Consider the following 24,665-nt stretch of genomic DNA (forward strand, 5'->3'; position numbering starts at 1 on the left):
TTGCTTGGGCAAGGCTATCACTCATCTCGCTGTCCGATTTCCTGGGGCCGGCTCTGCGCTTTGCGGGTTGGATGGCCCTTTCGTTGAAATGGAGGGCAAGGAAAGTATACATGGTCGATATAACCCTACAGCTCATAGTCTCAATCCGAATTTGACTTGCGGAAATACGGCATGGTAAAAGGGCGCATCATACGTATGAGTCGAATGTATGACAAGGTCTATTCCCCAACAACAAGGAGCATGGCTATGGAACTTTCAGGCAAGAGCATTGCGATATTCGTCGAAAACAATTACCAAGAAATGGAAGTGTGGTACCCGATCTTTCGTTTTCAGGAAGGAGGGGCTGAGGTGTCGATCATAGGACCTTTAGCCGGCCGTTACTTGTCCAAGCTTGGCTATCCCGTAGTTGCAGACACCCAGGCCGACATGGCAAAAGGAAAGCTGTTCGATGCGCTCATCATTCCCGGAGGTTTCGCTCCCGACCTGATGCGTCTCAGTTCCGAAATGGTCGAAATGGTCGGCCATCACGTCGAAAAGGGGAGGGTCGTTGCCGCAATCTGCCACGGCAGCTGGATGCTGGCTTCTGCCAACGCAATAAGGGGCAAACGCGTTACAGGGGCGCCTTCCATCAAGGACGATCTTAATAACGCCGGTGGCCATTACGAGGACGCAGAAGTGGTTTGCGACGGAAATCTCATCACATCCAGAAAGCCGTCCGATCTTCCTGCTTTCTGTCGCGCCATCGTCAGCGCCCTTGCAAGCGCCTCTCTGCGCGTGGCTGCCTGAACAGTACAGGGTAGATGCCTGGCTGACCAGTGACGCATTTCCTAGGAATCCACCTATTGGAGCGGCGCCCTCAATTGGTTTTTCGCTGTGTTAAAAGGAGAGAAGAACATGATTGCTAAACATGGTTTCCGATTTGGAAGGCTCGTCGCTTACCTCGGCATGGCGACGTCGCTTCTCCTGCCTGCAGGATCTGCATCTGCCGAAGTGAGCGAAGTACGCATCGCACAGCAATTTGGCGTCAATTACTTGCCGCTGACAGTTATGAAGAAGCACCAACTCGTTGAGAAGCATGCGCAGCGTCTTGGACTGCCAACGATCAAAGTAACGTGGACCCAGTTTGGTGCGGGTAATGTTATGAATGAGGCGCTGTTTGCTGGGTCCCTCGATATTGCTTCCGGGGGGGTTGGCCCGTTGCTCAAGATATGGGACAAGACCAAGGGCAACCTGGACGTGCGCGGAGTAGCCTCGCTCGGCTCAATGCCGTTGTATCTCAATACGACCAACCCTCGCGTCAAATCGATCGCTGACTTTGGCAAAGGCGACAAAATCGCCCTGCCGGCGGTGAGAGTGTCGATTCAGGCGATCGTATTACAGATGGCAACAGCGAAGGCGTTCGGCCTGGAAAATTACGCCAAGTTGGAGGATCTGACCGTGGCGATGAGGCACCCGGATGCTTTGGCGGCACTCACCAGTGGCGGGACCGAGATCAACGCCCACTTCGCGAACTCGCCTTTCCAGGAGCAAGAACTCCAAAACCCGAATGTCCGCCGCGTACTCAGCTCGTACGAGGTACTGGGTGGCGCGAGTACGCTGAATTCGCTCTACACGACGAAAAAGTTCCATGACGGGAATCCAAAAACCTATCAGGCAGTGTTCGATGCCTTGAAGGAGGCTGTGCAAATCATCAACAAGGACAAGCGCGCCGCGGCAGAGCTCTACATAGCGGAAGAGCAGAGCAAGCTGGCGCCCGAGTTCGTGCAAAAAATCCTCGAAGACCCGGAATTTATTGTTACGTCCACGCCGCAGGGCATCATGAAGTACGCCGACTTCATGTACCGGGTGAAGGGAATCAAGAACAATCCGTCGAACTGGAAGGATGTGTATTTTCAGGAGGTTCACGCAGAGCCCGGCAGCTGAAATGGACTGTCACGACGCGCCCGCTTTCCCATTTGGAAGGTGCGTGCGTCGTTCCGCCTTTTCGTTAGCATCAGTAGTGCTTGACATTCAAACAACACCGTGTAAACTTCCACATATGCGACTCATTCGCATGAGTCGCATGACTAAATTAACTACTGAAAGTTAGGAGGAGTTCATGTCCAGTCAGTCGGTAGCCGCAGAACGTCACGCGGCAGAAAATGGCACGCAGAGCAAGCAGGGCCGTGCCCGCAACCTGGCGGAATGGTCGCAACGGCCGAATCTCCCCGACACGCATTACCTGGATACACGGGTCTACACCGATCTGGCGATCTACGACGAAGAGATTGACAAGATCTGGAATAAGGTCTGGCTCCCGATCTGTCACGAAAGTGAATTGAGCGCCCCGCTTGACTTCCGGACCAGCGGCGTCGCAGGTACGAAACCCATCGTCGTCGTACGTGGCGCCGACAACAAGATCAGGAGCTTCCTGAACGTCTGCCCTCATCGCGGCAACATCGTGATGCGCGCGCCCGCCGGCAACCTCGGTGAAGGCTCGCCATCGGGAAACCCTCGCAACATGACCTGCATGTTCCACGGCTGGCAGTTCGATGCCACCGGGCGCTGCGTCGAAATTCCCCGCGAGAAAGCCGGCTACCAGGACCGCTTGTGCAAAGCCCAGATGGGCTTGCGCGAGTTGCGCACGGAAGTCGCGCACGGCGGGTTTGTCTGGGTAAACCTTGACGACAATTGTGGTCCGCTTGCCGACTTCACTGGAAACGCCTTCGACTTCATGGCAACCGAGCTTGACACGGTTCCGCTCGAAGTCTTCCACTACCAGAAGGCAGTCGTCCGAACCAATTTCAAGCTGTGGCACGAGACCAGTCGCGAGTTCTATCACGACTACCTGCATTACCATAACCGAGCAACCGGAATGCTGCAGAAGGGCTATTTCGATCGCAAATACACGGCATTCCCCAATGGCCATGCGGCAACGGGACTGACCAGCATTACCTATGATGCCTATGAAGGCGCCAAGGATCGGGGACTGACCTTTCCCGGAATGCCGCTGAATGGCTGGAAGCAACTGAACATCTTCCCCGGTTGCACCTACAGCCTGCGCGCCTCATGTCTGCGCGTAAGCGTGATGACGCCCATAAGTACCGACAAGGTATTGATAGAGATTCGAGGGTTTGGGCTCAAGGAAGATACGCCGGAGGAACGACGTGAACGAATTCTTGATCACGACACGATCTGGGGCCCGTTCGGAAGAAATCTCCATGAGGATCTTCTGGTGGTGCAGAACCAGTCGATCGCGATGCGCGAAGGGTCAGGCAGCAAATACCTGGTCATGGCCCGAGAGGAGAACAATACCATTCACGACGAAATTGGTTTGCGCTCATATTACGAAGAGTGGAGCCGCCTGATGGGCCGTTTGGCATGTGATCCGTCGCGCCGTACCGACGAGTGACGGTTCAATGACCATCGCGACAGAACGAACCAATTCATTTTGAAGGAGTGCAAAACCATGGGGGCATCCCGGGAGATGGCTGTGCAGCAGGTTCATGAACTGATTTACGAGAGCTGCCTGATGCTCAACGCCGAGAAGTGGAACGACTACCTTGAATTGTGCGACAAGTCGGTGTTCAACTATTCGATCGTGAATTACAGCCCGGAGATCCGCAGAGACCAGTGTTGGATGGAAAGAGACTACAAGGGCCTGAAATCAATATTCGATCTCTTGCCGAAGCATAACTCCGATCGTTCGCAGCTTACGCGCCATGCTACGGTATATAAGGTCGAATTCGATCCAGAACTAAATCAGGCGAACGCCCTGACTTTAGTCACAATCTATCGCACACAACTCGACGGCATCAATTCGCATTTTGAGTCCGGCGTAACTAGCCTGTTCGCCGTGGGCAAGTATATGGACGTGATTGGTCTCGATGCTGGCAAAGTGAATCTGAAAAAGCGTGTCGTAGCGCTTGACACGCGCCAGGTCGACATCGGATCCCACTACCCGCTGTAATCCATTAAAACTAGCCAGTCCGCGCGGAGCATTTCAATATGAGTTGGTCAAGACTTTGTGGCAGTAACGAGCTGCCAAAGAATTCGATGGCGATGCGCCGTGTCGATGACGTCGATATCCTCGTTGTTCATGTGGCCGATGTGATCTATGCACTGTCGCCATTCTGTCATCACATGGCTAAGGCACTAATAAACAGGGACTTCGCCGACTGCTTCGATGGCGGCAAGCCGGCCTGCAACAAGCATCGGAATGACGCCGATTCGCAGGATGGGGGGCCGGCCGGCGTTGCCGCGACGGGACCGCAGCGCTATCGGACCAAGATGGTGGGCGACGATATATTTGTGGATGTGAACATCGTGGGGCCGGCACTCGATTTTGAACACGCGACTTGTTCCCCAGTGCAAACGGGAAAGGATACGACTTGCCTGCTGATCAATTTGTGGGAGCCTGGATTTGATAACAAAGCCATCCGCGTGCTCAGCACGAAAGACAGCGACTGATACGGCAGGGGTTCGCGATGAATTGGAGAAAAGTATGTGCCGTAAGCGATATTGATGACAAGTCAATGAAATCCATGACCATTGATGGCATCGACGTTCTCGTCATTCGCAGTGGCGATGCGGTTAACGTGATTCCGCCCGCATGCCCCCATATGCTCACGGCACTCGCCGAAGGCATCTTCGATGGTTGTGTGCTGACGTGCACCAAGCATCTGTGGCAATGGAACATTGAAGACGGGGCACCGATGGGCCAGGCGGAAGCGCCGCTCCTGAAGTACGAGACACGGCAGGAAGCCGGTGAGGTCTATGTCAACGTCGAAAAGGAATTGAGTTACGAGTACGACTGCTAAGCCAGGACATGAAGAGGCGGATGACGTCGCTACTCAGGGCATGCGACAACTCCGTAATCAACTATCAGGAGCAATACACAACTATAAGCCCCAACGATGCTGGAGGAGACCAAACCGATGTTGATGCACGATGATCTGGGGTTAGCGCACAAGTGCACCGCGGCAACAACGCCGTTATTGGAAGTCAAGGGCGTCACGCTTCAATACAAGACCAAAGAGCATCTCGTTACCGCGACCTATCGAGTCAACTTCGAGGTCATGAAGTCCGACCGCTACATCCTGCTCGGCCCCTCCGGATGCGGCAAATCTACTCTTCTCAAGGCGGTGGGAGGCTTTCTTTCGCCGACGGAGGGAAACATCCGTTTAAACGGCGTCGACGTCACGGCGCCGGGCCCCGATCGAATGATGGTATTTCAGGAATTCGATCAGCTGCTCCCCTGGAAGACCGTGAAGGAGAATGTTGCCTTCACATTGATCAAGAGCGGTACCCTGAGGGGGAAAGCCGCCGAAGACAAGGCCATGCAGTACATCGAGAAAGTGAACTTAGCCAAGTTCGCCAATACCTATCCCCACATGCTGTCGGGCGGCATGAAGCAGCGAGTGGCCATTGCCCGCGCGATGGCAATGGAGCCGCAGATTCTCCTCATGGATGAGCCGTTCGCTGCGCTGGACGCGCTGACGCGCCGAAAGATGCAGGACGAACTACTGCGACTTTGGGATGACACGCATTTCACGGTCCTGTTTGTTACCCACTCAATTCTGGAAGCGGTCGCCCTGGGCAATCGAATCCTGCTGCTGTCGCCACACCCCGGTCAGGTCAAGGCCGAGCTGAACAGCACGGGCGAAGACGATCTCGACGAAGCCAGCGGATTGCGTCTGTCGGACCGGATCAATCGTTTGCTCTTTGCCCAACCGGTCGAAGACCAGGGAGGTACGTTTCATGAATAGTGCCGCCAACGCCGCGCTCCAGCGCAGGCAATTGAGCACACCCCGAACCGAGTTCGTCATCGACGATTTGCCGACCACGGGCAATGGCGTGGTGGTGAAGCCTCTGACGTCATGGGAAAAACTGTACAACCAAGGATGGCTGCGCAAGACCATGATCCTTCTGAGTCTCGCCGTATTTTGGGAACTCTATGCGATCTGGCTGGGTAATCCGCTGTTATTCCCGACATTCTCCGGGACGCTGGAGTCCTTATGGAACAGTACCGTGACAGGCGAACTGCCATCCCGGGCCTGGAACTCGTTGCGCATACTGCTGACGGGATACGCCATAGGCATCGCGCTCGCAGCGCTGCTGGCCGTGATCGCCATCACTTCCCGCATCGGCACCGACTTCCTTGAGGCGCTGACGGCAATGTTCAATCCACTTCCGGCGATTGCGCTCCTGCCTCTGGCGCTAATCTGGTTCGGACTGGGCAACGGCAGCCTTGTCTTCGTCCTGGTGCATTCCGTACTCTGGCCGGTGGCGCTCAATACGCATTCCGGGTTCATGGCGGTCAGCAATACGATGCGCATGGTGGGAAGAAACGCCGGTCTGCGCGGATTCGGTTACGTGACGTCCATTCTCATCCCCGCCGCATTTTGCTCGATCCTGACCGGCTTCAAGATCGGCTGGGCCTTCGCGTGGCGGACGCTGATCGCAGCGGAACTGGTATTTGGCGTGAGTTCGGGCTCCGGAGGTCTGGGCTGGTTCATCTACCTCAACAAGAACGATCTGGAAATCGGCAACGTATTTGCCGGACTGCTTACGGTGATTCTGATCGGGCTGTTCGTCGAGAACGTCATATTCTGCCAGATCGAGGCCAGAACTGTCCGCAAATGGGGCATGCAGCACTGACATTGCCGAGCCGACGCCAGGAGCCAGCGTGAACATCAAAATAATCGGCAAGGATCGAAGTGTTCGCTTCGATGCGAACGCGGGAGAACGCATCCTCCAGGCAGGGCTGCGCAATGGCTTCGCCCTGCCGTACGAATGTGGGAGCGGCACTTGTGGTGCCTGTCGCGCCAGCCTGATTCAGGGGGAAGTCGATGACTTGTGGCCCGAGGCGCCTGGGCGCAAATATCTCAAGTCGGGTGCGGGCGAGTTGTTGATGTGCCAGCATGCCGCCAAAAAGGATTGCGTCATCCAGTTGCGCCGCAACCTGCCGGAAGCCGGGCAGGCTACCCCGGTTCCCCGCGAGCATGGAGGGGTTCTGATCGACGTTGTATCGCTCACTCACGACGTGATGCGATTTGGCGTTGAGTTGCGGGATCCCTGCAGCTTCCTCGCCGGCCAGTTCATGCTGGTCGGCCTTCCCGGCCTGCAGGGTGCGCGGGCCTACTCGATGGTCAATTTCAGCCAGTCGGCGCGTACGCTCGAATTCGTCATCAAGAAAAAGCCGGGCGGTGGTTTCTCGGATCGAATGTTCGGCAACCGCCCGGCCGGCGTTCCGGTGACCCTCTTCGGCCCTCTCGGTGCCGCAAGCTTCGAGGTCGGAGTGGAGCGGAATCTGCTCTGCATTGCGGGTGGCACGGGCATTGCCGGGATCATGTCCATCCTGGGTCATGCGGCGAGCAGCGATCACCTGTCGCACCATCGGGCCGATGTCTTTTTCGGCGTCCGGACATCGCGAGACGTCTTCTTCCTGCGCGAACTGGGCGCGCTCGTGGAGCGCTTTCCGGAAAGCGTTGCGGTGACCATAGCGCTGTCGGACGAGCCGGTGCCGACTGAACTGCGGGAACGCAATCCGTCCCTGCGTTTCGAGATGGGATTTGTGCATGAAGCCGCGTCTCGCGCCATGGCCGGCCGTTACGATCGGACCCGGGCATATTTGGCGGGAACGCCATTGGGAGTCGAGGCCGCCATAAGGATGCTGCTGCTCGAAGCACGATTGCCGACCACCGAAATTCGCTATGACAAGTTTGGCTGACCTGGGGGCAACCGCCATGCCACTACACGTTCTTCAACCCGTGGACGCGAGTGCTCTCCCTTCCAGTTGAAACGATAGTCTGGGCGGGGTTCATTGTCGTTCTGGCCTATGTCGTCTATGGCCTGACTGGCTTTGGCGCCTCCCTCGTCGCTGTCCCTTTATTGGCGCATTTTTTTGCGTTGCGCTTCACGGTCCCGATGATGGTGATTTTCGATCTGACGGCGGGCTTGACGCTCGGGCTGCGCAATCGGGGCGCGATCGACCAGAAGGAGTTGCGTCGCATCATTCCCTTCATGCTGCTCGGCGTGGTGCTCGGCGCAACGGTGCTCGTCAACGTGCCGGACCGGTGGCTGCTTTTCGTCCTCGGTGCCTTTCTCATCAGCTATCCGGCCTGGAGCCTGCTCTTCCCTCCCGGCGCCGGAATAATCGCGCCCGGATGGGTGATCCCACTGGGAACGATAGGCGGCATTTTTGCTGCGACATTCGGTACGGGCGGCCCGGTATTCGCGGTTTACCTAGCGCGCCGCCTTCAACAGAAATCCGTGTTGAGAGCTACCCTGAGTTCGATGGTTACACTAGCCGGCTTGTCGAGGCTGGCAGTCTTTGTCACTGCGGGACTCTATCTTCAGCAAGGGCTGTTGCTGCTTGCGGTGATGCTTCTTCCGTGTGTCCTTGTCGGATTGGCGATCGGCAGCCGCCTTCACCAGGCGCTTCCAGCTGGAAATGTGGTCAAGGCGATCTGGCTGCTTCTGATGCTTGCCGGAGCGAGCCTGCTGCGGCGCGCAATTGGTGAATTCTAGTGGCGAGTCATTGGAGAATTGAGGAAGGCAGTGATCGGTAGCCTAGTGACTGATAATAGTCGGCGCCGCATAGATGAAGCATTTCGCGGCGGTTGGTTGTATTGGAGCGCGACACCCGGCAATTTGGCGAAATGAGCGCTTGAATTGGATTGGACTATAGAGCGGCCGGGTCCAAAATCCGTCGACTTTCGCTTCGGGTCAGATCAGGCCGGCTTACGACGTCAAAGCAGCTATTCGCGTTACTCGGGTAAGTCAGTGTCCCATGCGTCGTACGTTGCTGGTGGAGCGAATCGAATACCCATCGGCGCCTTTGGAGGAACTACTGCACGATACCAAATTCAGCTCAATGACTCCTAGGTGATCGGTAAGCAGCCAAATCGATTACCTTTGTCATCAGACAGCAAAGGGCACGCAGTGTGAGTTCGACAGATCAGGATGCTGACGTTCGAGTCGAATTTCCTCCGAGCGGCAGGTAACCGATCCATTGCTGCCCAAAACGCCGCCCCGGTCGAACGGCCGTTCTGGCCGAGGACTGGACCGCCACCCCCGAATCTCGAGCGGCAGGTTTCCGATCAGTAAGCTGCCAAAGAGCTCGCAACCGTCATGTGACCGCTCCGGGCACCGATGCGACTGTCGCCTTCCAAGATTGATTGCCGGAAAGCGGCCAGTGGAATCTTGCTTCCTGGAAGCGGCCGGTCGTCAGAAGAGATTGCCCGTTCATGGTCAAATCTTGCTTATTAGTAACCTATACGTTACCATATGACCATGAAGATCAAGCTTGAAGAATACATCAGGGAAGACGGAGCCAATCCGTACCAGACGTGGTTTGACGCGCTTGATGCACAGGCCGCAGCGAAAGTAACGGTCGCCAAGACTCGGTTGGAACTGGGTAATACCTCAAACGTCGAATGGTTCCGAGGTATTGGTGAGTACAAGGTCGACTGGGGGCCGGGATATCGCATTTACCTGGCCAAGGATGGCGAAGCGCTAATCATTCTGTTCGGTGGCAGCACCAAGAAAGGGCAGCAAAAAGCCATCGATCAGGCGGTGGCGCTTCATGATGAATACAAGGCGAGAAAAAAGACCCTCGCCACACCTAGGAAAGGGAAGAAAGCATGACGCTGACCCGTGATTTCAAGCAAACCGTTGTCGAACGCGTTGAGCGCGATCCAGACTTCGCCAAGGCGCTTCTCGATGAAGCAGCAACGCTATTTCTCAGTGGCGAACCTGACACAGCTCGCCTCATTCTCCGCGAACTCGTGAATGCGACAGTCGGATTTGAAAGCCTGGCCGAACTCACTCACAAGCCCAGCAAGAGCCTGCATCGCATGCTGTCCCCAAGAGGCAACCCCAGCATGGACAACCTGGCTGCAATCTTCAGCGCTATCCAGAATTGGCTCAAGGTGGCGTTCGATGTGCGAGTTGTCGAAACAGCGTAGGCGGTAGCCTCTCCAAAGCGCAGAAAGCCGAATCGCTGAGCCCGACTTTCTTGCATCTGCCACCCGCACGATCTGGTGTTGGCACTTACCGCGTGTTGGCGGATATCCTTTCCCAGCCAAGAGACCCAGGTAGATGAGCATCATTCACTGTGCCCCAATCAGCTATTTCCAACCTCAGATTGCAAATAGCCTTGAAATGTAACAGCGACCGGCAGGAATTGGCCGATCAGAGACCACTGCGAAGGCGGATGCCTCAAAACTCATGCGGCCTTCAACACCTCTATATGTTCATAGTTGCCGTGCTGCTCAAGCTCCCATAGGTCGAGAGTCTGCTGCATTCGCAACCAGATCTCGGGACCATTCCCCAGAAGTCGACCCAGGCGCATGGCCATGTCCGGCGTTACGGGGCGCTTCTCATGGATCACCTCAGACACAGTCAGCCGGGACACACCGAGGCGATCGGCGAAGTCCTTCTGGGTCATGCCCAGGTGAGGCAACACATCCTCGCGCAAGATGGCGCCAGGATGCGTCGGGCGCCGGTTCGGATCTCTTAGAGACTTGGCCATCAGTGATAGTCCTCCAGGTTAACCGCGATCACGTCTTCACCGTCGAAGCAAAACGTGACACGCCAATTGCCCGACACTGTCATCGCCCATTCGCCCTTCCTTTCGCCCTTCAGCGGATGAAGAAACAAGCCTGGAATGTTCAACTGTTCGGGACTGCTTGCTTCGTCCAGCAGGCTGAGAATTCGTCCGACGCGGCTGGCATGCTGCGCCTGAACACCGCGGGAATCGTTCTTGCGAAAGAAGCGTTCGAGGCCTTTGTGCCGGAAGCTCTTGATCATGCGCACCAGTGTAATGTAACGAATTACACGATGCAATATATGCGATTACACACTTTTTGATGGTGAAGGAAGCGGCTCTTCCGTTGGCTTACCGCCTCAACGGCAGCAAGCTGCCGGATAACAGCCTTTCGCCTGACCAGATTTCACCTGACCAGAGGCCAACGGTAGCAACGGCCGATTTGCGGGCCTGAAGTATTTTCGCGGCATCCCGTCTGCGCCGCAGACTGCCCCGTTTGCCTTGACGGCGCGTCAATGCAAAAGGGGGCTTGCGCCCCCTTTCGTCAAAATTGCTTCAGGCTCAGGCAGCTTTCGGCGGCCAGTCGACGTCGGGCAGACCCTTGAGCGCCTCGTCCACCAGTGACTTCGGATAGTCGAAGTCCTCGAGCTTGCCGGACAGGTAGCGGTCATAGGATGCCATGTCGAAGTGACCGTGGCCCGAGAGACAGAACAGCAGCGTCTTCGGCTCGCCGGATTCCTTGCAGCGCAGCGCCTCGTCGATCACCGCGCGAATCGCGTGGCAGGATTCCGGCGCCGGGATGATGCCTTCCGCCTTGGCGAACTGCACGCCGGCGGCAAAGGTCGCCACCTGCGGCACGGCCACCGCCTCGATCAGCTTCTCGTGGTACAGCTGCGAAACCAGCGGGGATTCGCCGTGGTAGCGCAGGCCGCCGGCATGGATGCCGGGAGGCATGAAGTTGTGGCCCAGCGTGTACATCTTCATCAGCGGCGTGTAGCCGGAAACGTCGCCGTAGTCGTAGGCATACACGCCCTTGGTCATCGATGGACAGGAGGTCGGCTCGACGCCCACCAGGCGCACCTTCTTGCCTGCGGCCTTGTCGGCGAGGAAGGGGAAGGCGATGCCGGCAAAGTTCGATCCGCCGCCGCAGGGGGCGAACACCATGTCGGGATACTCGCCGACTTTCTCCAGTTGCTTCTTGGCTTCCTGGCCGATGATGGTCTGGTGCAGCAGCACATGGTTGAGCACCGAGCCCAGCGCATAGTTGGTGTCGGGGCGCGAGGCGGCTTCCTCGACGGCTTCGGAAATCGCCAGACCGAGGCTGCCCTGGTTGTCCGGATCGGCTGCCAGCGCTGCGCGGCCCGCATTCGTCATGTTGGTCGGGCTGGGGAACACATTGGCGCCCCAGGTCTGCATCATCGAGCGGCGATAGGGCTTCTGCTCGTAGCTGATCTTCACCATATAGATGCGCACGTCGATGTCGAACATCTGCCCGGCAAACGCCAGCGCGGAGCCCCATTGGCCGGCGCCGGTTTCCGTGGTCAGGCGCGAGAAGCCGGCCTGCTTGTTGTAATAGGCTTGCGGTACCGAGGTGTTGGTCTTGTGCGACCCGGAGGGGCTGACGCCCTCGTACTTGAAGAAAATTTTGGCCGGCGTGCCGAGAGCCTTCTCCAGACGGTGCGCGCGCACCAGGGGCGTCGGACGCCACAGTTGGTAGATTTCGCGAACCGGTTCCGGAATTTCGATCCAGCGCTGGGCGCTCATTTCCTGTTCCAGCAGGTTGCCGGGGAAGATCGCCAGCATCTGCTCCGGTGACACCGGGTTGCCGTCCGGCGCCAGGGGCGGCAGCGGCGGATTGGGCATGTCGGCCACGACGTTGTACCAGTGGGTCGGTATCTCGCTCTCATCCAGCATAATGCGGGTGTGTAGCATGTCTAGTCTCCTCGATATTTGTTGTGGGCTGCCGGGACTGCCTGGTTTGCTGCGCTTCAATCCTGGATCAGGGACAGGTCGAAGGCGGGTCAAAGTAAGTTTCGCCCTCGGTCGCCATGTCCAATTCGGGATACGGTACACTGTATGCAAACAGTTGGCGCTATGTCAACTTCTTTGAGATGGTTTTTTCCGCCGGCCGTTTGCCGCAATATTAGCCGTCCAAAACCCTGGTTCCGGGCAGCCGCGAGAGAGAAAGCGAAACATGCAGACCGACAGCGTATCCGTGTTTGAAATCCTGCAGCAATGGCGGGCGGCTGGCAAGTCGGCGGCGCTGGCCACGGTGGTCAGCACCTGGGGCTCGTCGCCGCGACCCGAGGGCAGTCATCTGGTGGTCGATGATGCGGGGCATTTCCTCGGTTCGGTGTCCGGCGGTTGCATCGAAGGCGCCGTGATCGATGCCGCGGCCCAGGTGATGGCCACGGGCCAGGCGCAACTGCTGGAATTCGGCGTCAGCGACGAGCAGGCCTGGCAGGTCGGGCTGGCCTGCGGCGGCCGCGTCCAGGTCTTCGTGGAGCCGGTCGAATGAAGCGCACGACGCTGGCCCGGATCGCTGCGGCGGAACAGCGGCGGCAGCCGCTGATGGTGGTGACGCGGCTGGTCGACGGTGCGCAGTGCCTGCTCGATGCCGCAAGTTGCGAGGGCGAGCTGCCGCTGTCGGCGGAGCAGCTCGCCGAGGCGCGCGGGCTCCTGAGTTCCGGGCGCAGCTCATCTCTGTCCAGTGCGGCAGGGTTCTTCGCGCGTGCTTACGTGCCGCCGCCGCGTCTGCTGATCGTCGGCGCCGTGCATATCGCCCAGGCCCTGGCGCCGATGGCGGCTGCAGCCGGTTTCGAGGTGGTGGTGATCGATCCGCGCGGCGCCTTCGCCTCGGCCGAGCGTTTTCCCGGCGTGCAACTCAGCGACGAATGGCCCGACGAAGCGCTGGCGCGTCTGGGTCTCGACGAGGCAACGGCGCTGGTGGCTTTGTCGCACGATCCGAAGCTCGACGACCCGGCGCTGGAACTGGCCTTGCCGAGCGCGGCTTTCTATATCGGCGCCCTGGGCAGCCGGCGCACCCATGAGAAGCGCCTCGAACGCCTGCGCGCCGCCGGGCTGGGCGAGCTGACGGGGCGCATCCACTCGCCGATCGGCCTCGACCTCGGCGGCCGTGCGCCGGCTGAAATCGCCGTGTCCATCCTCGCCGAAGTGATCCAGGTCCGCTACCGCGGCGACCGCGTGGCAACAGGCGCATGATCTTCGGCGAATTTCCGCTGGCGGAATGCGACGGCCTGCTATTGGCGCACAGCCTGCGCCTGCCCGACGGCGCCATGAAGAAGGGGCGCCGTCTCACCGGCGCTGACATTCAGGCCCTGGCCGCCGCCGGTCATGCCAGCGTCTATGGTGCGCGGCTTGCCGCCGACGATCTCGCCGAAGATGCCGCCGCGGCAACGGTCGCCGCGCTGCTGTCGGGCGCGGGCATCGTCGCACGCAAGGCTTACACCGGGCGCTGCAACCTGCATGCAACGCAGCGCGGCCTGGTTACCGTCGATGCCGACATCATCGACCGGATCAATCGCATCGACGAGTCGGTCACCGTTGCCACCTTGCCGCCGTTGACTGCCGTGCGGGCCGGCGCCGTGGTCGCCACGGTCAAGATCATTCCTCTGGCTGTCGGCCGCGAGCTCATCGCCCGCTGCGTCGAACAGACCGAACAGGGTGGACAGGGCGGACAGGGCGCGGCGCTGGGCTTGTTGCCGTTCCGGCAGCAGCGTGCCGGGCTGATCGTTACCGAGCAGCCCGGTGACCCCGCGAAGAACTACGCCATGGCTGTCACCAGCAGCAGGCGGCGCATCGAGGACCTGGGCTCCCACCTCGGCCTGGTGCAGCGCTGTGCCCATCGCCGTGATGCCGTGGCGCTGGCCCTGCGCGAAGCTTTGGCCGCCGGTTGCGATCTGCTGATGATCGCCGGCGCCACGGTGCCCAAGGATCGCGCCGACACCATTCCATCCGCCATCGTCGCCGCCGGCGGCGAGATCATCCATTTCGGCATGCCGGTCGAGCCGGGCAACATGCTGCTGCTGGCGCGTATCGGCGAGGTGCCGGTGATCATCCTGCCCGGCTGCGCCCGTTCGCGGCGAACCAACGGCCTCGATTGGGTGTTGCAGCGCATGCTGGCCGGACTGCCGATGGGCGCCGCCGAAATCATGGCCATGGGTGTCGGCGGCCTGATCCGCAGCGCGCCCGAGGCCGAGGAGGATCCCGACGCCGTGGAGCCCGCCGCAAGGCGCGTCGCCGCCGGCCGTCGCGTTGCGGCCCTGGTGCTGGCCGCGGGCAGCAGCCGGCGCATGGCGGGCAGCAACAAGCTGCTGGCCCCGGTCGGCGGCGTGCCGATGGTGCGCCGTGCGGCCAACGCCGCGCTGGCCTCGCGTTGCGTCGGCGTTGTCGTCGTCACCGGCTACGATGCCGCTGCGGTGCGCCAGAGCCTCGCCGGGCTCGAACTCGAATTCGCCCACAACGCCTCGCATGAATCGGGCATGGCTTCCTCGCTGCGCGCCGGCCTGCAGGCGCTGCCGGGCGACATCGACGCCGTGGTGGTGATGCTCGGCGACATGCCCTGCATCGATGCCGGGCACATCGACCGGCTGGTCGACGCCTTCGACCCGCAGCGCGGCAACATCGTGGTGCCGATGAAGCAGGGTCGGCGCGGCAATCCCATCCTGTGGCCGCGTGAATTCTTCGCCGAGATGCAACAGGTGCAGGGCGACATCGGCGCGCGCGAACTGCTGCAGCGTCATGCCGATCGCATCGATACCGCCGCCTGCGACGACGAGGCGATCTTCGCCGACGTCGACACGCCGGCCGCGCTGGAACAGCTGCCGCTGCGATGAACGCCGCCGTTTCCGCCCTGCGTGGCCAGTTCCCGTTGCTTGCCGCAGCGCCCAAGCTGCATTATCTCGACAGTGCGGCGACGGCGCAGATTCATGGTGCGGCGCTCGATGCGGTGATCCGGCACGAAACCACCAGCCGTGCCAATGTCATGCGCGGCACCTATCGTCTGGCCGAGGCGGCGGATCGCGCCTTTGATGCGGCACGGCAAAGCGTCGCGCGCTTCCTCAATGCCGGCTCGGCCGAGGAGATCGTGTTCACCTCGGGCGCCACGGCCGCGCTGAATCTCGTCGCGCAGGCCTTCGGCAATACGCTCAAGGCCGGCGACCGCGTGTTGATCTCGGTCGCCGAACATCACAGCAATTTCGTGCCCTGGCAGATGCTGCGCGAACGGACCGGCATCGAACTGGCGCTGATTCCGGTCGGCGCCGACGGCGTACTCGACCTGGAGCGCCTGCCGCAACTCATGGGCAGCCGCTGCCGCCTGGTCGCCGTCACGCAGTGCTCCAACGTCACCGGCGCCTGGACCGATGTCGCCGCCATCGTCGCCGCGGCGCGCAAGGCCGGGGCCCGGGTGCTGCTCGACGGTGCGCAGGCGGTGCAGCATGGGCCGCAGGACGTGCAGGCGCTGGGCGTGGATTTCTATGCCTTTTCCAGCCACAAATGCTTCGGCCCGGGCGGCGTCGGCGTACTGTGGGGCCGGGCGGAGCTGCTGGCGCAGATGCCGCCCTTCCTCGGCGGCGGCGGCATGATCGGCGAGGTCACGCCCGCGCTCACCACCTGGGCCGCGCCGCCGCAGCGCTTCGAGGCCGGCACGCCGCCGATCGCCCAGGCGGTCGGCCTCGCCGCCGCGCTGGAATGGATGATGACGCTGGATTGGGCGCAGATACATGCCCGTGAGAGCAGGCTCTGCGAAATCCTGATCGCGGGCCTGCAGCGCGTTCCGCAACTACGGCTGCTGGGGCCGGGCGCCTCGGCTTCGCGCGCGCCCATCGTTTCCTTCGACATTCCCGGCCTGCATCCGCACGACGTCTGCCAGGTGCTCGACAGCCGCGATCTGGCGCTGCGCGGCGGCCATCATTGCGCGCAACCGCTGCTGGCGGCGCTCGGCGTCGAGGCCTGCACCCGCGCCAGCATCGCGCTCTACAACGACGAGACCGATATCCAGGCATTGCTCGACGGTCTTGTCGAGGTGAGGCGGATATTGCTATGAACCTGCAAAAAGCATTTGGTCCGCAGATTTCGCCGATTTACGCAGACAGACCAGAAGCTTGCCTGGCTACTCCATTTTGTCTCTGCGTAATCTGCCTCATCTGCGGATTGCACTGAGGTTTTCAGGATGAACGACAGCAACGCCCTCTACCAGGAGGCCATCAAGCAAATGGCGCAGGCCGCCCATGGCCACGGCCAACTGGATAGCGCCAATGGCGAAGCCAGGCTCGACAACCCGCTGTGCGGCGATCGCGTACGCATGCAGGTCGCGCTCGATGGCGGGCGCATTACCGCCATCGCCCATCAGACCAAAGGCTGCCTGCTGTGTCGGGCGGCAGCGTCGCTGCTCGGGGCGCGTGCGGTGGGCCAGGACGCCGCCGCAATCGAGGCAGTCGCCGACGAACTCGAGGCGATGCTGAAAGGCGCCGCACCCGGTCCCGCGGCGTGGCCCGAACTTGCGATGTTCGCCCCGGCCCGCGCCTATGCCAGCCGGCATCGCTGCGTGCTGCTGCCCTTCCGCGCACTGATCGACGCCCTGCGCGCCGGCGCGGCGAAACCATGAAGTCCCTGCACCCGGACGACGCCCGGGTCGGCCGGGATCAAGAGTTGGCGCTGGCGCCACGGCGATCCAGGCCTTGCGCCGATACTCCCATGCAGCATTTTTACGAGAATTCACATGACCAAGGATAACGAGCGCCAACTGGTGCATACGCGGCAAATCACCTGCCGCGCCTTCCGCCTGAAAAACGGGTTTCTGGAAATCGAAGCCACGGTGAGCGACGAAAAAGGCCAGGAGGTCGCCTTCCGTTCGCGGCCGCCGGTGCAGGTCGGCGAGTACATGCACCGCATGTCCCTGACTTTGACCATCGACGGCGACGACAGCATCCAGGATGTCCGGGCCAGCACGCAGATCGCGCCTTGGGCCATGTGCGGCGGCACCGATGACGCCTACCGCAAGCTGATCGGCCTGCGCATCGGCCCAGGCTTTTCGCAGCAGGTGAAGATGCTGCTCGGCGGCGTCGAGGGCTGCACCCACGTTACCGAACTGGTGGCGCAGGCCGCCAACATCTACATGCAGGCTTCATGGCCCGACCGCATCGCGCGGCAGATGGCGGTGGCCAGCGACCCGCGCCAGTGGCCCGACAAGAGCACGCTGGGCTTTGTCGATCATTGCCACGCCTGGCGTCGGGACGGGGAGACGATACTGCAGGAATATCCGGAGCTGGCGCCGCCGGAAAAGTAGGACGGATCGGCTGGTCTGCGCTCAGTCCGCCGCGACGCGGAACCACAGCGGCGCTTCGTAGCTGCCGGCCTGACCGAGATTGCTGCGCGCCGTGAACTTGCGGTTGGCATCGCGCACGGGATCGCCCTCGATCTCCAGCCAGAGCGGGAAGGCGACGCCCGGCACAATGCCGGCTTCGTCCAGGTCGAGCGCCAGCTCGAAGCGGCGGTGACCATCCAGGCTCGACGCCCCGGCCGCCTTTTCGTAGATATGCCAGTCGGTGCGCGAACGCGGCGGATTGTCGCCCCAGGGAAAGCGCGTCGCGCGCAACACGTTGACGCCGCCGGAGCGATCGACCAAGGCTCGTTCGTTAGCCAGCCAGGGCGACAGCCCGATGTGGAACCAGACCCGAAACTGGTCGAAGCCGTCGGCCGTCGTGTCGGCGGGCACGTCGGCCGCCAGGTAAAGCCGGCGGCCCTCGCCGGCGACCCGCACCGAACTGCCGAGTGCCTCGGGCGCCAGTGCGACGCGCAGTGCGCCGAGCCATTCGGCCTCGCCGATCGCGCCGTCGATCATGGGCGCCGTGGCGATGCGCGGCACGAGCAGCGCGGCCTGTCCTGCGGGCAGCGCGCGAACGGCGGCCAGCCGGCTGCGGGCCGCCTTGGTCCATTGCTCGATATTGCGCCAGGGCGGGTAGTACCAGCGGCGCGGATGGCGGCCGCCGATGCGGCTCCAGCCTTCGTCTTCGACCATCAGCGCGTAGCGCGCGAGCCGTTCGTGGTCGTCGACCGAATCCGGCCAGCGCGGCTCGGCGGGCATCGCGACCAGCAGCAGCCATGCGGCGAGGAAGGCCCCCGCCAGCAGGCAGGCGCGGCCCGCCCAGCCGAGGCGGGCGATCCAGGCGGTCCAGGCAAACAGCGCGACCAGGCCCATGATCAGGGCGGCGACGGCGAAGGCCAGCCTACCGAGATTGGCGAAATTCAGGCCGAGGATCAGGCCGAGAAGGCCGCCGGAGCCGGAAAAGGCGCGGGAGTCGCCGCCCCATGCCACCCAGGCCGGGATCACAGCGAACAGAGTGAGCAGGCAGTTGCCCAGCAGAGTCTGCACCCAGGCGGGCATGCGCCCCTGGCTCAGCAGCATGAGGCCGGGCAGGGCGAAGAGGGCCCCGCTCGCCAGCAGCACCCACATCGGCGCGTTGCTGTCCTCCAGCAGATGCGGCGCGATGCCGCTGCCGAGGGCAAGAATGCCGGCGCCGATCATCAGCACGATGATCCCAAAGATGTCGTGGCGTCCCGCTACGCTGGCCTGCTTCATGGCGGCCATGATAGCGGCAGGCAGCGCGCCTTGTGCTGCTTCAGGCTGGGCTGGCCGTCGGTTTCAGGTCTGGCCGAACTGCTCGCTGAGCCCCTTCACCGCCTCGCGCTCGCCGCGTATGCGCAGGAAGGCGCCTTGCTCGTCGGCGCGCTCTTCCAGCACTTCGCAACTGGCGAAGATTTCGTTGCGCCTTTGCTGGGCCGACCAGGGCAGGAACAGCTCGGCCTCGACCAGGCCCTGCTGGAAGAAGCCGACGATCGCCTCGCGCAGCGCCGCGATGTCCTCGGCGCGGCGCGCGCTCATGACGATGCAGTCCGGGTAGGCGGCGCGCAGCGCTGCTTCGCGTGCGGTTTGCGCCGCGGCGTCGCCGACGTGATCTATCTTGTTGAAGACGCGGATGCGCGGCACGTCCTTGGCGCCGATCTCGGCCAGCACCTTGTCGGTGACCGCCAACTGACGCTCGTAGCCGGGATCGCTGGCGTCGATGACGTGCAGCAGCAGCGCGGCGTCGAGCGCCTCTTCGAGCGTCGACTTGAACGAGGCGACCAGCCCGTGCGGCAGATTCTTGATGAAGCCGACCGTGTCGCTGACCAGCACGCGCGGCTTGCTCTCGGGCTGCAGCGCGCGCACGGTAGTGTCCAGCGTGGCGAAGAGCTTGTTTTCGACCAGCACCTCGCTGCCGGTCAGCGCGCGCATCAGCGTCGATTTTCCGGCATTCGTGTAGCCGACCAGCGCCACGCCGGCCAGCCCCTGGCGCTCCAGCCGCCTTGCGCGCTGCGTCTTGCGCTCGGCATCCATGGCGATGATTTCCTGCTGCAGTTCGGCGATACGGTCGCGGATCTTGCGTTTGTCCAGTTCGGTGTGCGATTCGCCGGCACCGCGCCCGCCGGTGCCGCTGCGCTGCCGCCCTTGCGGCCCGGCCAGCTTGGCCGCCTCGCGCAGGCGCGGCGCCATGTAGCCCAGCCGCGCGATCTCCACCTGTGCGCGCGCGGCGCGGGAGGTCGCGTGGCGGTGGAAGATTTCGAGGATGACCATGGTGCGGTCCATCACCTCGCAGCCGACTTCCTTTTCGAGGTTGCGCGCCTGGGAGGGCGAGATTTCATGGTCGACGAATATCGCTTCGATCTTGCCGGCCTCGGGATCGGCAGCCGCGTGCAGGGGTTTCTCGAAGGCTCCGGGTGCCGGTTCGCTATCGACGAAGCTGCGGATCTCCTCGCGCTTGCCGGTGCCCATGTATGCCGTCGAATCGAAGCTCCCGCGCTTCTGGGTGAAGGTGGCGGTGATGATGTAACCCAGGGTCTTGGCCAGGTCACGCAGTTCGGCCAGCGAGGCTTCGAACTCGATGTCGCTCACGTTCGGCAGTTGCACGGAGGCCACGACGGCGTATCTGGGCTGCTCTTTGACTTCTTTTCGCATTCGGGGATGGCTTCTTTGGATGGATAAAGCCGGATAGTACCCGTCAACGCGCCGGTCGCCGGCATCGGCCCCGGGGCAGGCAGGCCCGGGCCTGCCGGTTTCGTCGTACAGCTGCGTTCCTCAGTTGCGTCGCTCAGTTGCGTCCCCTGCCCGTTGCGCGGCAGCCGATCATGTTGTCGCTCTCGAAATAGCGCAGGCCTGGCCCGCAGTCCATCGGTTGCGCGGGGTAGGCGGGTGTGCAGGTGAAGGCGCCGGTCTCGCGCTTGAACGATCCTTCGCGCAGCATCCAGCCGTCCGGACAGGCCTGGGCGGCGGCTTGCCGGCGGCTCTGACGTTCCTCAAGCACGGTGACGACGGTCGACGCCGCGCCGCTGCAACCAAAGGTCTGCTTCACCCGCTGCCCCTTGGCGGTGACCGTGTACTGGCCCGGCGCGGTGAAGTTGTGATCGAATGCGCGCGGCAGCAGACCCTCTTCCCTGCCGACGATCCGGGTGTCCGGCGAACCGTTGTCGCCATATTCGATCCAGAGGCCGCAATCGGTGGCCTCGTTGCCCTGGCCCGCGACGGTAAACCGTATCGTGGCCTGGCCGTTTTGCAGCGCAACCCTGTTTGCATGCGGTGTGATGGTGGTGACGGTAGCGGCCCACGCCGCGGGTGCGAATGCGAGCGTGCAAGCGGCGATGGCGAACAGCGAAGAACGTTTCATGAAGGGCTCCTTGGGACGGTGTCGGTCCGATGGTGGCCTTGCGCTGCGTTGCTTTCCGTGCGCTGGCGCGCATTGGCGCGGGTATTTCGACGCTGCTTGCCGAGCGGCAAGCGCGGCACCTCTTGTATGCTTCGCCTGTTGCGTTTTTTTCCCAAATAGCCATGCCCCAGCCCACGCCAGCCCGCCAGACCGCCCTTGAACTGATCGACTTCATCGACGCCAGCCCCAGCCCCTGGCATGCCGTGGCGAGCACCGAACAGCGGCTGCTGGCGCACGGCTTCGCGCGGCTGGAGGAAGGCGACCGCTGGCAGCTCGCGGCCGGTGGGCGCTATTACGTGACGCGCGGCGGTGCCTCGCTGATCGCCTTCGTGCTGGGCAGCCGACCGCCGGCGGAAAGCGGCTATCGCATCGTCGGCGCCCATACCGATTCGCCGGGGCTGCGGCTCAAGCCGCGTCCGGCCATGGCCGCGGATGGCCTGCTGCGCCTGGGCGTGGAAGTCTATGGCGGACCGATACTCGCCACCTTCACCGACCGCGACCTGAGCCTGGCCGGGCGCGTCGTGCTGCGTACCGCGGCGGGGCCGCAGACGAAGTTGCTGCGCTTCGATCAGCCGCTGCTGCGCCTGCCCAATCTGGCGATACACATGAATCGCGATGTGAATGAGCAGGGCCTGAAGCTCAACAAGCAGACCGAGCTGCCGCTGATCCTGGGCCAACTGGGCGAAGGGGAAGATGCCGCAGCGCGCCTGCGCCAGTTGCTGGCCGAGGCCGTGCAGGGCGAGGCGGCGGACCTGCTGGGCTGGGAGCTGGCGGTCTATGACGTACAGAAGGGCTGCCTGTGGGGCGCGGACCAGGAGTTCGTCGCCGACGGCCAGCTCGACAACCTGGCTTCCTGCCATGCGGCCATCGCCGCGCTGATGGCGATGCAGCAGCCGACCGCCAGCTGCGTGGCGGCCTTGTTCGACCACGAAGAGGTCGGCAGCGAGAGCGCCGCCGGCGCCGGTGGCAGCTTCGTCGGCGATGTGCTGGCGCGCATCGGCCTGCAGGCGGGCGCGGACGGCGAAGACCGGCGCCGCGCCCTGGCGCGCAGTTTCTTCATCAGCGCCGACATGGCGCATGCCTACAACCCGAACTTCCCGGCGGCCTACGAGCCGGAACACAAGGTGCTGGTGAATGGCGGGCCGGTGATCAAGACCAACGCCAGCCAGCGCTACGCCACCCAGGCCGAGACGGCGGCGCGCTTCATGGGCTGCTGCGAGCAGGCCGGCGTGCCCTGCCAGCAGTATTCCCATCGCAGCGACCTGGGTTGCGGCAGCACCATCGGCCCGATCGTCGCCGCGCGCCTGGGGATAGCCAGCGTCGATGTCGGCTCGCCGATGTGGGCGATGCACAGCGCGCGCGAGAGCGCCGGCGCCCACGACCACGGCTACATGATCGCCGCCCTGACGGCGGCATTCGGCAGTTGAGCGCAACGACGACAGGAGGAATTTGCATGGGTACCGATCCGCTGCCGCTGGATGAGGAGACGATACGTGTCCTGTCCGGCGTGACCACCGCGACGCTGACCACGGTGTTGCTGAAGAAGGGGCTGCGCAATATCTGGATCCGCCAGGCGCGGCCGCTGCACGACAAGCCGCGGCGCCGGGTCGGGCGCGCCTTCACGCTGCGTTTCGTGCCGGCACGCGAGGACCTCGCGACGCCGGCCTCCTGGGCGTCGCCGATCTCGACGCGGGCGGCGATCGAGGCCATGCCGGTCGGCTGCATCGCCGTGGTCGATGCGATGGGCGTCACCGACGCCGGGATTTTCGGCGACATCCTTTGCTCGCGCATGCAGAAGCGCGGCGTGGCCGCGCTGATCACCGACGGCGTGGTGCGCGACGTGGAAGGCGTGATGGGCACGCAACTGCCGGTCTGGTGCCAGGGCGTGGCGGCGCCGGCCTCGGTCGCGGGCCTGACCTTCGTCGCCTGGCAGGAGCCGATCGGCTGCGGCGGCGTCGCGGTGTTTCCCAATGACATCGTGGTGGCCGACGCCGATGGCGCGGTGCTGATCCCGGCCGCGCTGCTGGCCGAGGTGATCGCCGAGGCGGTGGAGCAGGAACGCCTGGAGGGCTGGATCATGACCCAGGTCGCGGCCGGTGTGGCGCTGCCAGGACTCTATCCGCCCAACGCGGAAACCCGCGCGCGCTATGAGGCCTGGGTGCGCACGCAGGGCTGAGCTGGCGCGCTGCGCCGGACTATTCGCGAACCCGGTGTGAACCCGGCGCGAATTCAGCGCGCCGCAGGCAACCCGGGTTTCGACGTGCCGGTGTGCGGCGAGAGGTTTCGGTCGAGCTTGAGTTTCCCGGCTTCCGGCAACTCGCCCTGGAACCAGGCTTTGCTTTCGAAAATCCCCAGATTGCCGAGTGCGTATCCCAGCGCGGCGCCAATGCACAGCATGAGTCCAAGCCGCAGCAGTTGACGCGAGGGGGCCGGGCGCCGCTGGCCCGCGGCCATGGGCGCCGGTGCCGGCGGCTGCCCGGCGAGCTCCGATTCCAGGCCCAGGCGCTGCAGGTGCGCGGCCTCGGCCAGGGCATTGGCCGACTCGTGCGCGGCCTTGGTTTCCCGCTCGTCCTGCTGGGCGCGCAGCCGCACGCGGAGGGCATCGGCGGCTTCGTCGTCCTGCAGTTTGCGCCGCGCCGCCTGCTGCGCGGCGTCGCGTTCGGCCGTGGTGCGGGCCAGCGTCAGGGCTTCCAGTTCGCGTTCGGTACGGGTGGCCTGTTCGGCCAGATCGGCGGCATTGCGCTCCGATTCCGCCCGCTGGCGGGCAATGGCTTCGGCTTCGCGCTCGCGGGTCAGGCGGGCTTGCGTCGCCTTGGCCAATTCGGCAGCGGCAAATTCGCGTCGCTTGGTGTCGGCCAGGGCGCGTTGCTCTGCGTCGAAGCGGCTGCGGCTGGCGATTTCCAGCTGGCGCTCGGCATGGGTACGCTCGGCGGCGACGGTTTCGGCCGCCATTTCCGCCTGGGAGCGGTTTTGCGCCTGCAGGATCGCCAGCTCCTCGGCGGCAAGCTTGCGCTGCAGGGCGCCGAGAAGCTCGGTATCGGCAAGGCGCTGCGCATCCGATTCGCGGCGCTGGTAGTCGTCGGCACCGGCCAGCGTCAAAGCGGCCGCTTCGGCATCGCGCGCGGCATAAACATCGACCGCGTTGCCGGTAGCGGTCGATCGGGCATGCTGCGTAAGACGGGCTTCAGGATTTTTGCTCATGGCCGTGGAGCATAGCCGGGCGGCCAGCGCTCGCGAAGCCGGAGCAAGCCGAGGGAAGCCACGCAGTTTTGCCGCTCGGGGCGTGCCGGGTTGCGCTGGCCAGCCGGCAATCGGCCCGACTTTGCCGGCTATTCGACAGTTGACGTGTCAAGCATTCGCGCGCAAGGTAT

Annotated in this window: 27 protein-coding genes; 20 read left to right on the forward strand and 7 right to left on the reverse strand. The window is 62.7% G+C overall.

Features of this window, described 5'->3' with window-relative positions:
• Positions 1-204: 204 nt before the first annotated feature.
• From RMO95_RS22070 to RMO95_RS22125, 12 genes are all read left to right on the forward strand, one after another.
• A complete protein-coding gene (locus tag RMO95_RS22070; RefSeq protein ID WP_310452848.1) occupies positions 205-786 on the forward strand; it encodes a type 1 glutamine amidotransferase domain-containing protein in 582 nt (193 codons plus the stop codon).
• 108 nt (positions 787-894) lie between these two features.
• Positions 895-1,923: an ABC transporter substrate-binding protein gene (locus RMO95_RS22075; RefSeq protein ID WP_310452849.1), complete on the forward strand. Its 1,029-nt coding sequence runs from the start codon at positions 895-897 to the stop codon at positions 1,921-1,923.
• A 175-nt stretch (positions 1,924-2,098) separates the two neighbouring features.
• Complete coding sequence (locus RMO95_RS22080; protein ID WP_310452850.1) at positions 2,099-3,391, forward strand: aromatic ring-hydroxylating dioxygenase subunit alpha; 1,293 nt, start codon at positions 2,099-2,101, stop codon at positions 3,389-3,391.
• Between the two features lie 57 nt (positions 3,392-3,448).
• Complete coding sequence (locus RMO95_RS22085; RefSeq protein WP_310452851.1) at positions 3,449-3,949, forward strand: methanesulfonate monooxygenase; 501 nt, start codon at positions 3,449-3,451, stop codon at positions 3,947-3,949.
• Between the two features lie 38 nt (positions 3,950-3,987).
• On the forward strand, positions 3,988-4,449 hold the full coding sequence (locus RMO95_RS22090) for a Rieske 2Fe-2S domain-containing protein (RefSeq protein ID WP_310452852.1): 462 nt from the start codon (positions 3,988-3,990) through the stop codon (positions 4,447-4,449).
• Positions 4,450-4,466: 17 nt separating this feature from the next.
• Positions 4,467-4,799, forward strand: coding sequence for a Rieske 2Fe-2S domain-containing protein (locus RMO95_RS22095; RefSeq protein WP_310452853.1), 333 nt, complete (start codon positions 4,467-4,469; stop codon positions 4,797-4,799).
• A 117-nt stretch (positions 4,800-4,916) separates the two neighbouring features.
• Entirely contained in the window at positions 4,917-5,747 is an 831-nt protein-coding gene (locus RMO95_RS22100; protein ID WP_310452854.1) for an ABC transporter ATP-binding protein, read from the forward strand.
• Complete coding sequence (locus tag RMO95_RS22105; protein ID WP_310452855.1) at positions 5,740-6,639, forward strand: ABC transporter permease; 900 nt, start codon at positions 5,740-5,742, stop codon at positions 6,637-6,639. The genes RMO95_RS22100 and RMO95_RS22105 overlap by 8 nt, the downstream gene beginning before the upstream one ends.
• Positions 6,640-6,667: 28 nt before the next feature.
• A complete protein-coding gene (locus RMO95_RS22110; RefSeq protein ID WP_310452856.1) occupies positions 6,668-7,711 on the forward strand; it encodes a 2Fe-2S iron-sulfur cluster binding domain-containing protein in 1,044 nt (347 codons plus the stop codon).
• Between the two features lie 50 nt (positions 7,712-7,761).
• Positions 7,762-8,511: a sulfite exporter TauE/SafE family protein gene (locus RMO95_RS22115; RefSeq protein WP_310452857.1), complete on the forward strand. Its 750-nt coding sequence runs from the start codon at positions 7,762-7,764 to the stop codon at positions 8,509-8,511.
• Positions 8,512-9,276: 765 nt separating this feature from the next.
• Entirely contained in the window at positions 9,277-9,630 is a 354-nt protein-coding gene (locus RMO95_RS22120) for a type II toxin-antitoxin system RelE/ParE family toxin (protein ID WP_310452858.1), read from the forward strand.
• Positions 9,627-9,950 carry a transcriptional regulator gene (locus RMO95_RS22125; protein WP_310452859.1) on the forward strand — a complete coding sequence of 108 codons (324 nt, stop codon included), beginning with the start codon at positions 9,627-9,629 and terminating at the stop codon, positions 9,948-9,950. Before RMO95_RS22120 ends, RMO95_RS22125 begins: the two co-directional genes overlap by 4 nt.
• 260 nt (positions 9,951-10,210) lie before the next feature.
• Here the strand turns inward: RMO95_RS22125 and RMO95_RS22130 are convergent, their stop codons facing one another.
• The 3 genes from RMO95_RS22130 to RMO95_RS22140 all read right to left on the reverse strand — a co-directional run bounded on the left by RMO95_RS22130 (position 10,211) and on the right by RMO95_RS22140 (position 12,463).
• Positions 10,211-10,516: a HigA family addiction module antitoxin gene (locus RMO95_RS22130; protein WP_310452860.1), complete on the reverse strand. Its 306-nt coding sequence runs from the start codon at positions 10,514-10,516 to the stop codon at positions 10,211-10,213.
• Complete coding sequence (locus RMO95_RS22135; RefSeq protein WP_310452861.1) at positions 10,516-10,794, reverse strand: type II toxin-antitoxin system RelE/ParE family toxin; 279 nt, start codon at positions 10,792-10,794, stop codon at positions 10,516-10,518. Before RMO95_RS22135 ends, RMO95_RS22130 begins: the two co-directional genes overlap by 1 nt.
• A 298-nt stretch (positions 10,795-11,092) precedes the next feature.
• Positions 11,093-12,463 carry a TrpB-like pyridoxal phosphate-dependent enzyme gene (locus RMO95_RS22140; RefSeq protein WP_310452862.1) on the reverse strand — a complete coding sequence of 457 codons (1,371 nt, stop codon included), beginning with the start codon at positions 12,461-12,463 and terminating at the stop codon, positions 11,093-11,095.
• A 262-nt stretch (positions 12,464-12,725) separates the two neighbouring features.
• Here RMO95_RS22140 and RMO95_RS22145 point away from each other — a divergent pair, with 262 nt between their 5' ends.
• The 6 genes from RMO95_RS22145 (at position 12,726) to RMO95_RS22170 (ending at position 17,840) form a co-directional block, all read left to right on the forward strand.
• The gene (locus tag RMO95_RS22145) at positions 12,726-13,049 is read left to right on the forward strand and encodes an XdhC family protein (protein ID WP_310452863.1); all 324 of its coding nucleotides are present in this window, start codon (positions 12,726-12,728) and stop codon (positions 13,047-13,049) included.
• A complete protein-coding gene (locus RMO95_RS22150; RefSeq protein ID WP_310452864.1) occupies positions 13,046-13,753 on the forward strand; it encodes an XdhC family protein in 708 nt (235 codons plus the stop codon). Before RMO95_RS22145 ends, RMO95_RS22150 begins: the two co-directional genes overlap by 4 nt.
• Positions 13,750-15,387: a molybdopterin-binding/glycosyltransferase family 2 protein gene (locus RMO95_RS22155; protein WP_310452865.1), complete on the forward strand. Its 1,638-nt coding sequence runs from the start codon at positions 13,750-13,752 to the stop codon at positions 15,385-15,387. Before RMO95_RS22150 ends, RMO95_RS22155 begins: the two co-directional genes overlap by 4 nt.
• On the forward strand, positions 15,384-16,598 hold the full coding sequence (locus RMO95_RS22160) for a SufS family cysteine desulfurase (RefSeq protein WP_310452866.1): 1,215 nt from the start codon (positions 15,384-15,386) through the stop codon (positions 16,596-16,598). The genes RMO95_RS22155 and RMO95_RS22160 overlap by 4 nt, the downstream gene beginning before the upstream one ends.
• 126 nt (positions 16,599-16,724) lie before the next feature.
• Complete coding sequence (locus RMO95_RS22165) at positions 16,725-17,159, forward strand: iron-sulfur cluster assembly scaffold protein (protein WP_310452867.1); 435 nt, start codon at positions 16,725-16,727, stop codon at positions 17,157-17,159.
• Between the two features lie 114 nt (positions 17,160-17,273).
• Positions 17,274-17,840: a DUF2889 domain-containing protein gene (locus tag RMO95_RS22170; protein WP_310452868.1), complete on the forward strand. Its 567-nt coding sequence runs from the start codon at positions 17,274-17,276 to the stop codon at positions 17,838-17,840.
• Positions 17,841-17,861: 21 nt separating this feature from the next.
• Here RMO95_RS22170 and RMO95_RS22175 read toward each other — a convergent pair whose 3' ends face one another.
• From RMO95_RS22175 to RMO95_RS22185, 3 genes are all read right to left on the reverse strand, one after another.
• Positions 17,862-19,133 carry a hypothetical protein gene (locus RMO95_RS22175; protein WP_310452869.1) on the reverse strand — a complete coding sequence of 424 codons (1,272 nt, stop codon included), beginning with the start codon at positions 19,131-19,133 and terminating at the stop codon, positions 17,862-17,864.
• 63 nt (positions 19,134-19,196) lie between these two features.
• Positions 19,197-20,549, reverse strand: a complete 1,353-nt coding sequence (gene hflX / locus RMO95_RS22180) for a GTPase HflX (RefSeq protein WP_310452870.1) — start codon at positions 20,547-20,549, stop codon at positions 19,197-19,199.
• A 133-nt stretch (positions 20,550-20,682) separates the two neighbouring features.
• Positions 20,683-21,255 (reverse strand): hypothetical protein, encoded by a 573-nt coding sequence (locus RMO95_RS22185; RefSeq protein WP_310452871.1) that lies wholly within the window; start codon positions 21,253-21,255, stop codon positions 20,683-20,685.
• A gap of 161 nt (positions 21,256-21,416) precedes the next feature.
• Between RMO95_RS22185 and RMO95_RS22190 the strand changes: the two genes are divergently transcribed.
• Positions 21,417-22,721: a M18 family aminopeptidase gene (locus RMO95_RS22190; RefSeq protein ID WP_310452872.1), complete on the forward strand. Its 1,305-nt coding sequence runs from the start codon at positions 21,417-21,419 to the stop codon at positions 22,719-22,721.
• Between the two features lie 26 nt (positions 22,722-22,747).
• The gene (locus RMO95_RS22195; RefSeq protein WP_310452873.1) at positions 22,748-23,470 is read left to right on the forward strand and encodes a ribonuclease activity regulator RraA; all 723 of its coding nucleotides are present in this window, start codon (positions 22,748-22,750) and stop codon (positions 23,468-23,470) included.
• A 53-nt stretch (positions 23,471-23,523) separates the two neighbouring features.
• Here RMO95_RS22195 and RMO95_RS22200 read toward each other — a convergent pair whose 3' ends face one another.
• Positions 23,524-24,495: a hypothetical protein gene (locus RMO95_RS22200; RefSeq protein ID WP_310452874.1), complete on the reverse strand. Its 972-nt coding sequence runs from the start codon at positions 24,493-24,495 to the stop codon at positions 23,524-23,526.
• Positions 24,496-24,665: the final 170 nt, after the last annotated feature.

Origin of the sequence: Sulfuritalea sp. (assembly GCF_031426875.1) — a bacterium.
Lineage (GTDB): Bacteria > Pseudomonadota > Gammaproteobacteria > Burkholderiales > Rhodocyclaceae > Sulfuritalea.

Coding starts and splice junctions, on each gene's coding strand:
- RMO95_RS22070 (WP_310452848.1), top strand. CDS start 205: ATGTATGACAAGGTCTATTCCCCAACAACAAGGAGCATGGCTATGGAA.
- RMO95_RS22075 (WP_310452849.1), top strand. CDS start 895: ATGATTGCTAAACATGGTTTCCGATTTGGAAGGCTCGTCGCTTACCTC.
- RMO95_RS22080 (WP_310452850.1), top strand. CDS start 2,099: ATGTCCAGTCAGTCGGTAGCCGCAGAACGTCACGCGGCAGAAAATGGC.
- RMO95_RS22085 (WP_310452851.1), top strand. CDS start 3,449: ATGGGGGCATCCCGGGAGATGGCTGTGCAGCAGGTTCATGAACTGATT.
- RMO95_RS22090 (WP_310452852.1), top strand. CDS start 3,988: ATGAGTTGGTCAAGACTTTGTGGCAGTAACGAGCTGCCAAAGAATTCG.
- RMO95_RS22095 (WP_310452853.1), top strand. CDS start 4,467: ATGAATTGGAGAAAAGTATGTGCCGTAAGCGATATTGATGACAAGTCA.
- RMO95_RS22100 (WP_310452854.1), top strand. CDS start 4,917: ATGTTGATGCACGATGATCTGGGGTTAGCGCACAAGTGCACCGCGGCA.
- RMO95_RS22105 (WP_310452855.1), top strand. CDS start 5,740: ATGAATAGTGCCGCCAACGCCGCGCTCCAGCGCAGGCAATTGAGCACA.
- RMO95_RS22120 (WP_310452858.1), top strand. CDS start 9,277: ATGAAGATCAAGCTTGAAGAATACATCAGGGAAGACGGAGCCAATCCG.
- RMO95_RS22125 (WP_310452859.1), top strand. CDS start 9,627: ATGACGCTGACCCGTGATTTCAAGCAAACCGTTGTCGAACGCGTTGAG.
- RMO95_RS22130 (WP_310452860.1), bottom strand. CDS start 10,516: ATGGCCAAGTCTCTAAGAGATCCGAACCGGCGCCCGACGCATCCTGGC.
- RMO95_RS22135 (WP_310452861.1), bottom strand. CDS start 10,794: ATGATCAAGAGCTTCCGGCACAAAGGCCTCGAACGCTTCTTTCGCAAG.
- RMO95_RS22140 (WP_310452862.1), bottom strand. CDS start 12,463: ATGCTACACACCCGCATTATGCTGGATGAGAGCGAGATACCGACCCAC.
- RMO95_RS22145 (WP_310452863.1), top strand. CDS start 12,726: ATGCAGACCGACAGCGTATCCGTGTTTGAAATCCTGCAGCAATGGCGG.
- RMO95_RS22150 (WP_310452864.1), top strand. CDS start 13,046: ATGAAGCGCACGACGCTGGCCCGGATCGCTGCGGCGGAACAGCGGCGG.
- RMO95_RS22155 (WP_310452865.1), top strand. CDS start 13,750: ATGATCTTCGGCGAATTTCCGCTGGCGGAATGCGACGGCCTGCTATTG.
- RMO95_RS22160 (WP_310452866.1), top strand. CDS start 15,384: ATGAACGCCGCCGTTTCCGCCCTGCGTGGCCAGTTCCCGTTGCTTGCC.
- RMO95_RS22165 (WP_310452867.1), top strand. CDS start 16,725: ATGAACGACAGCAACGCCCTCTACCAGGAGGCCATCAAGCAAATGGCG.
- RMO95_RS22170 (WP_310452868.1), top strand. CDS start 17,274: ATGACCAAGGATAACGAGCGCCAACTGGTGCATACGCGGCAAATCACC.
- RMO95_RS22175 (WP_310452869.1), bottom strand. CDS start 19,133: ATGAAGCAGGCCAGCGTAGCGGGACGCCACGACATCTTTGGGATCATC.
- hflX (WP_310452870.1), bottom strand. CDS start 20,549: ATGCGAAAAGAAGTCAAAGAGCAGCCCAGATACGCCGTCGTGGCCTCC.
- RMO95_RS22185 (WP_310452871.1), bottom strand. CDS start 21,255: ATGAAACGTTCTTCGCTGTTCGCCATCGCCGCTTGCACGCTCGCATTC.
- RMO95_RS22190 (WP_310452872.1), top strand. CDS start 21,417: ATGCCCCAGCCCACGCCAGCCCGCCAGACCGCCCTTGAACTGATCGAC.
- RMO95_RS22195 (WP_310452873.1), top strand. CDS start 22,748: ATGGGTACCGATCCGCTGCCGCTGGATGAGGAGACGATACGTGTCCTG.
- RMO95_RS22200 (WP_310452874.1), bottom strand. CDS start 24,495: ATGAGCAAAAATCCTGAAGCCCGTCTTACGCAGCATGCCCGATCGACC.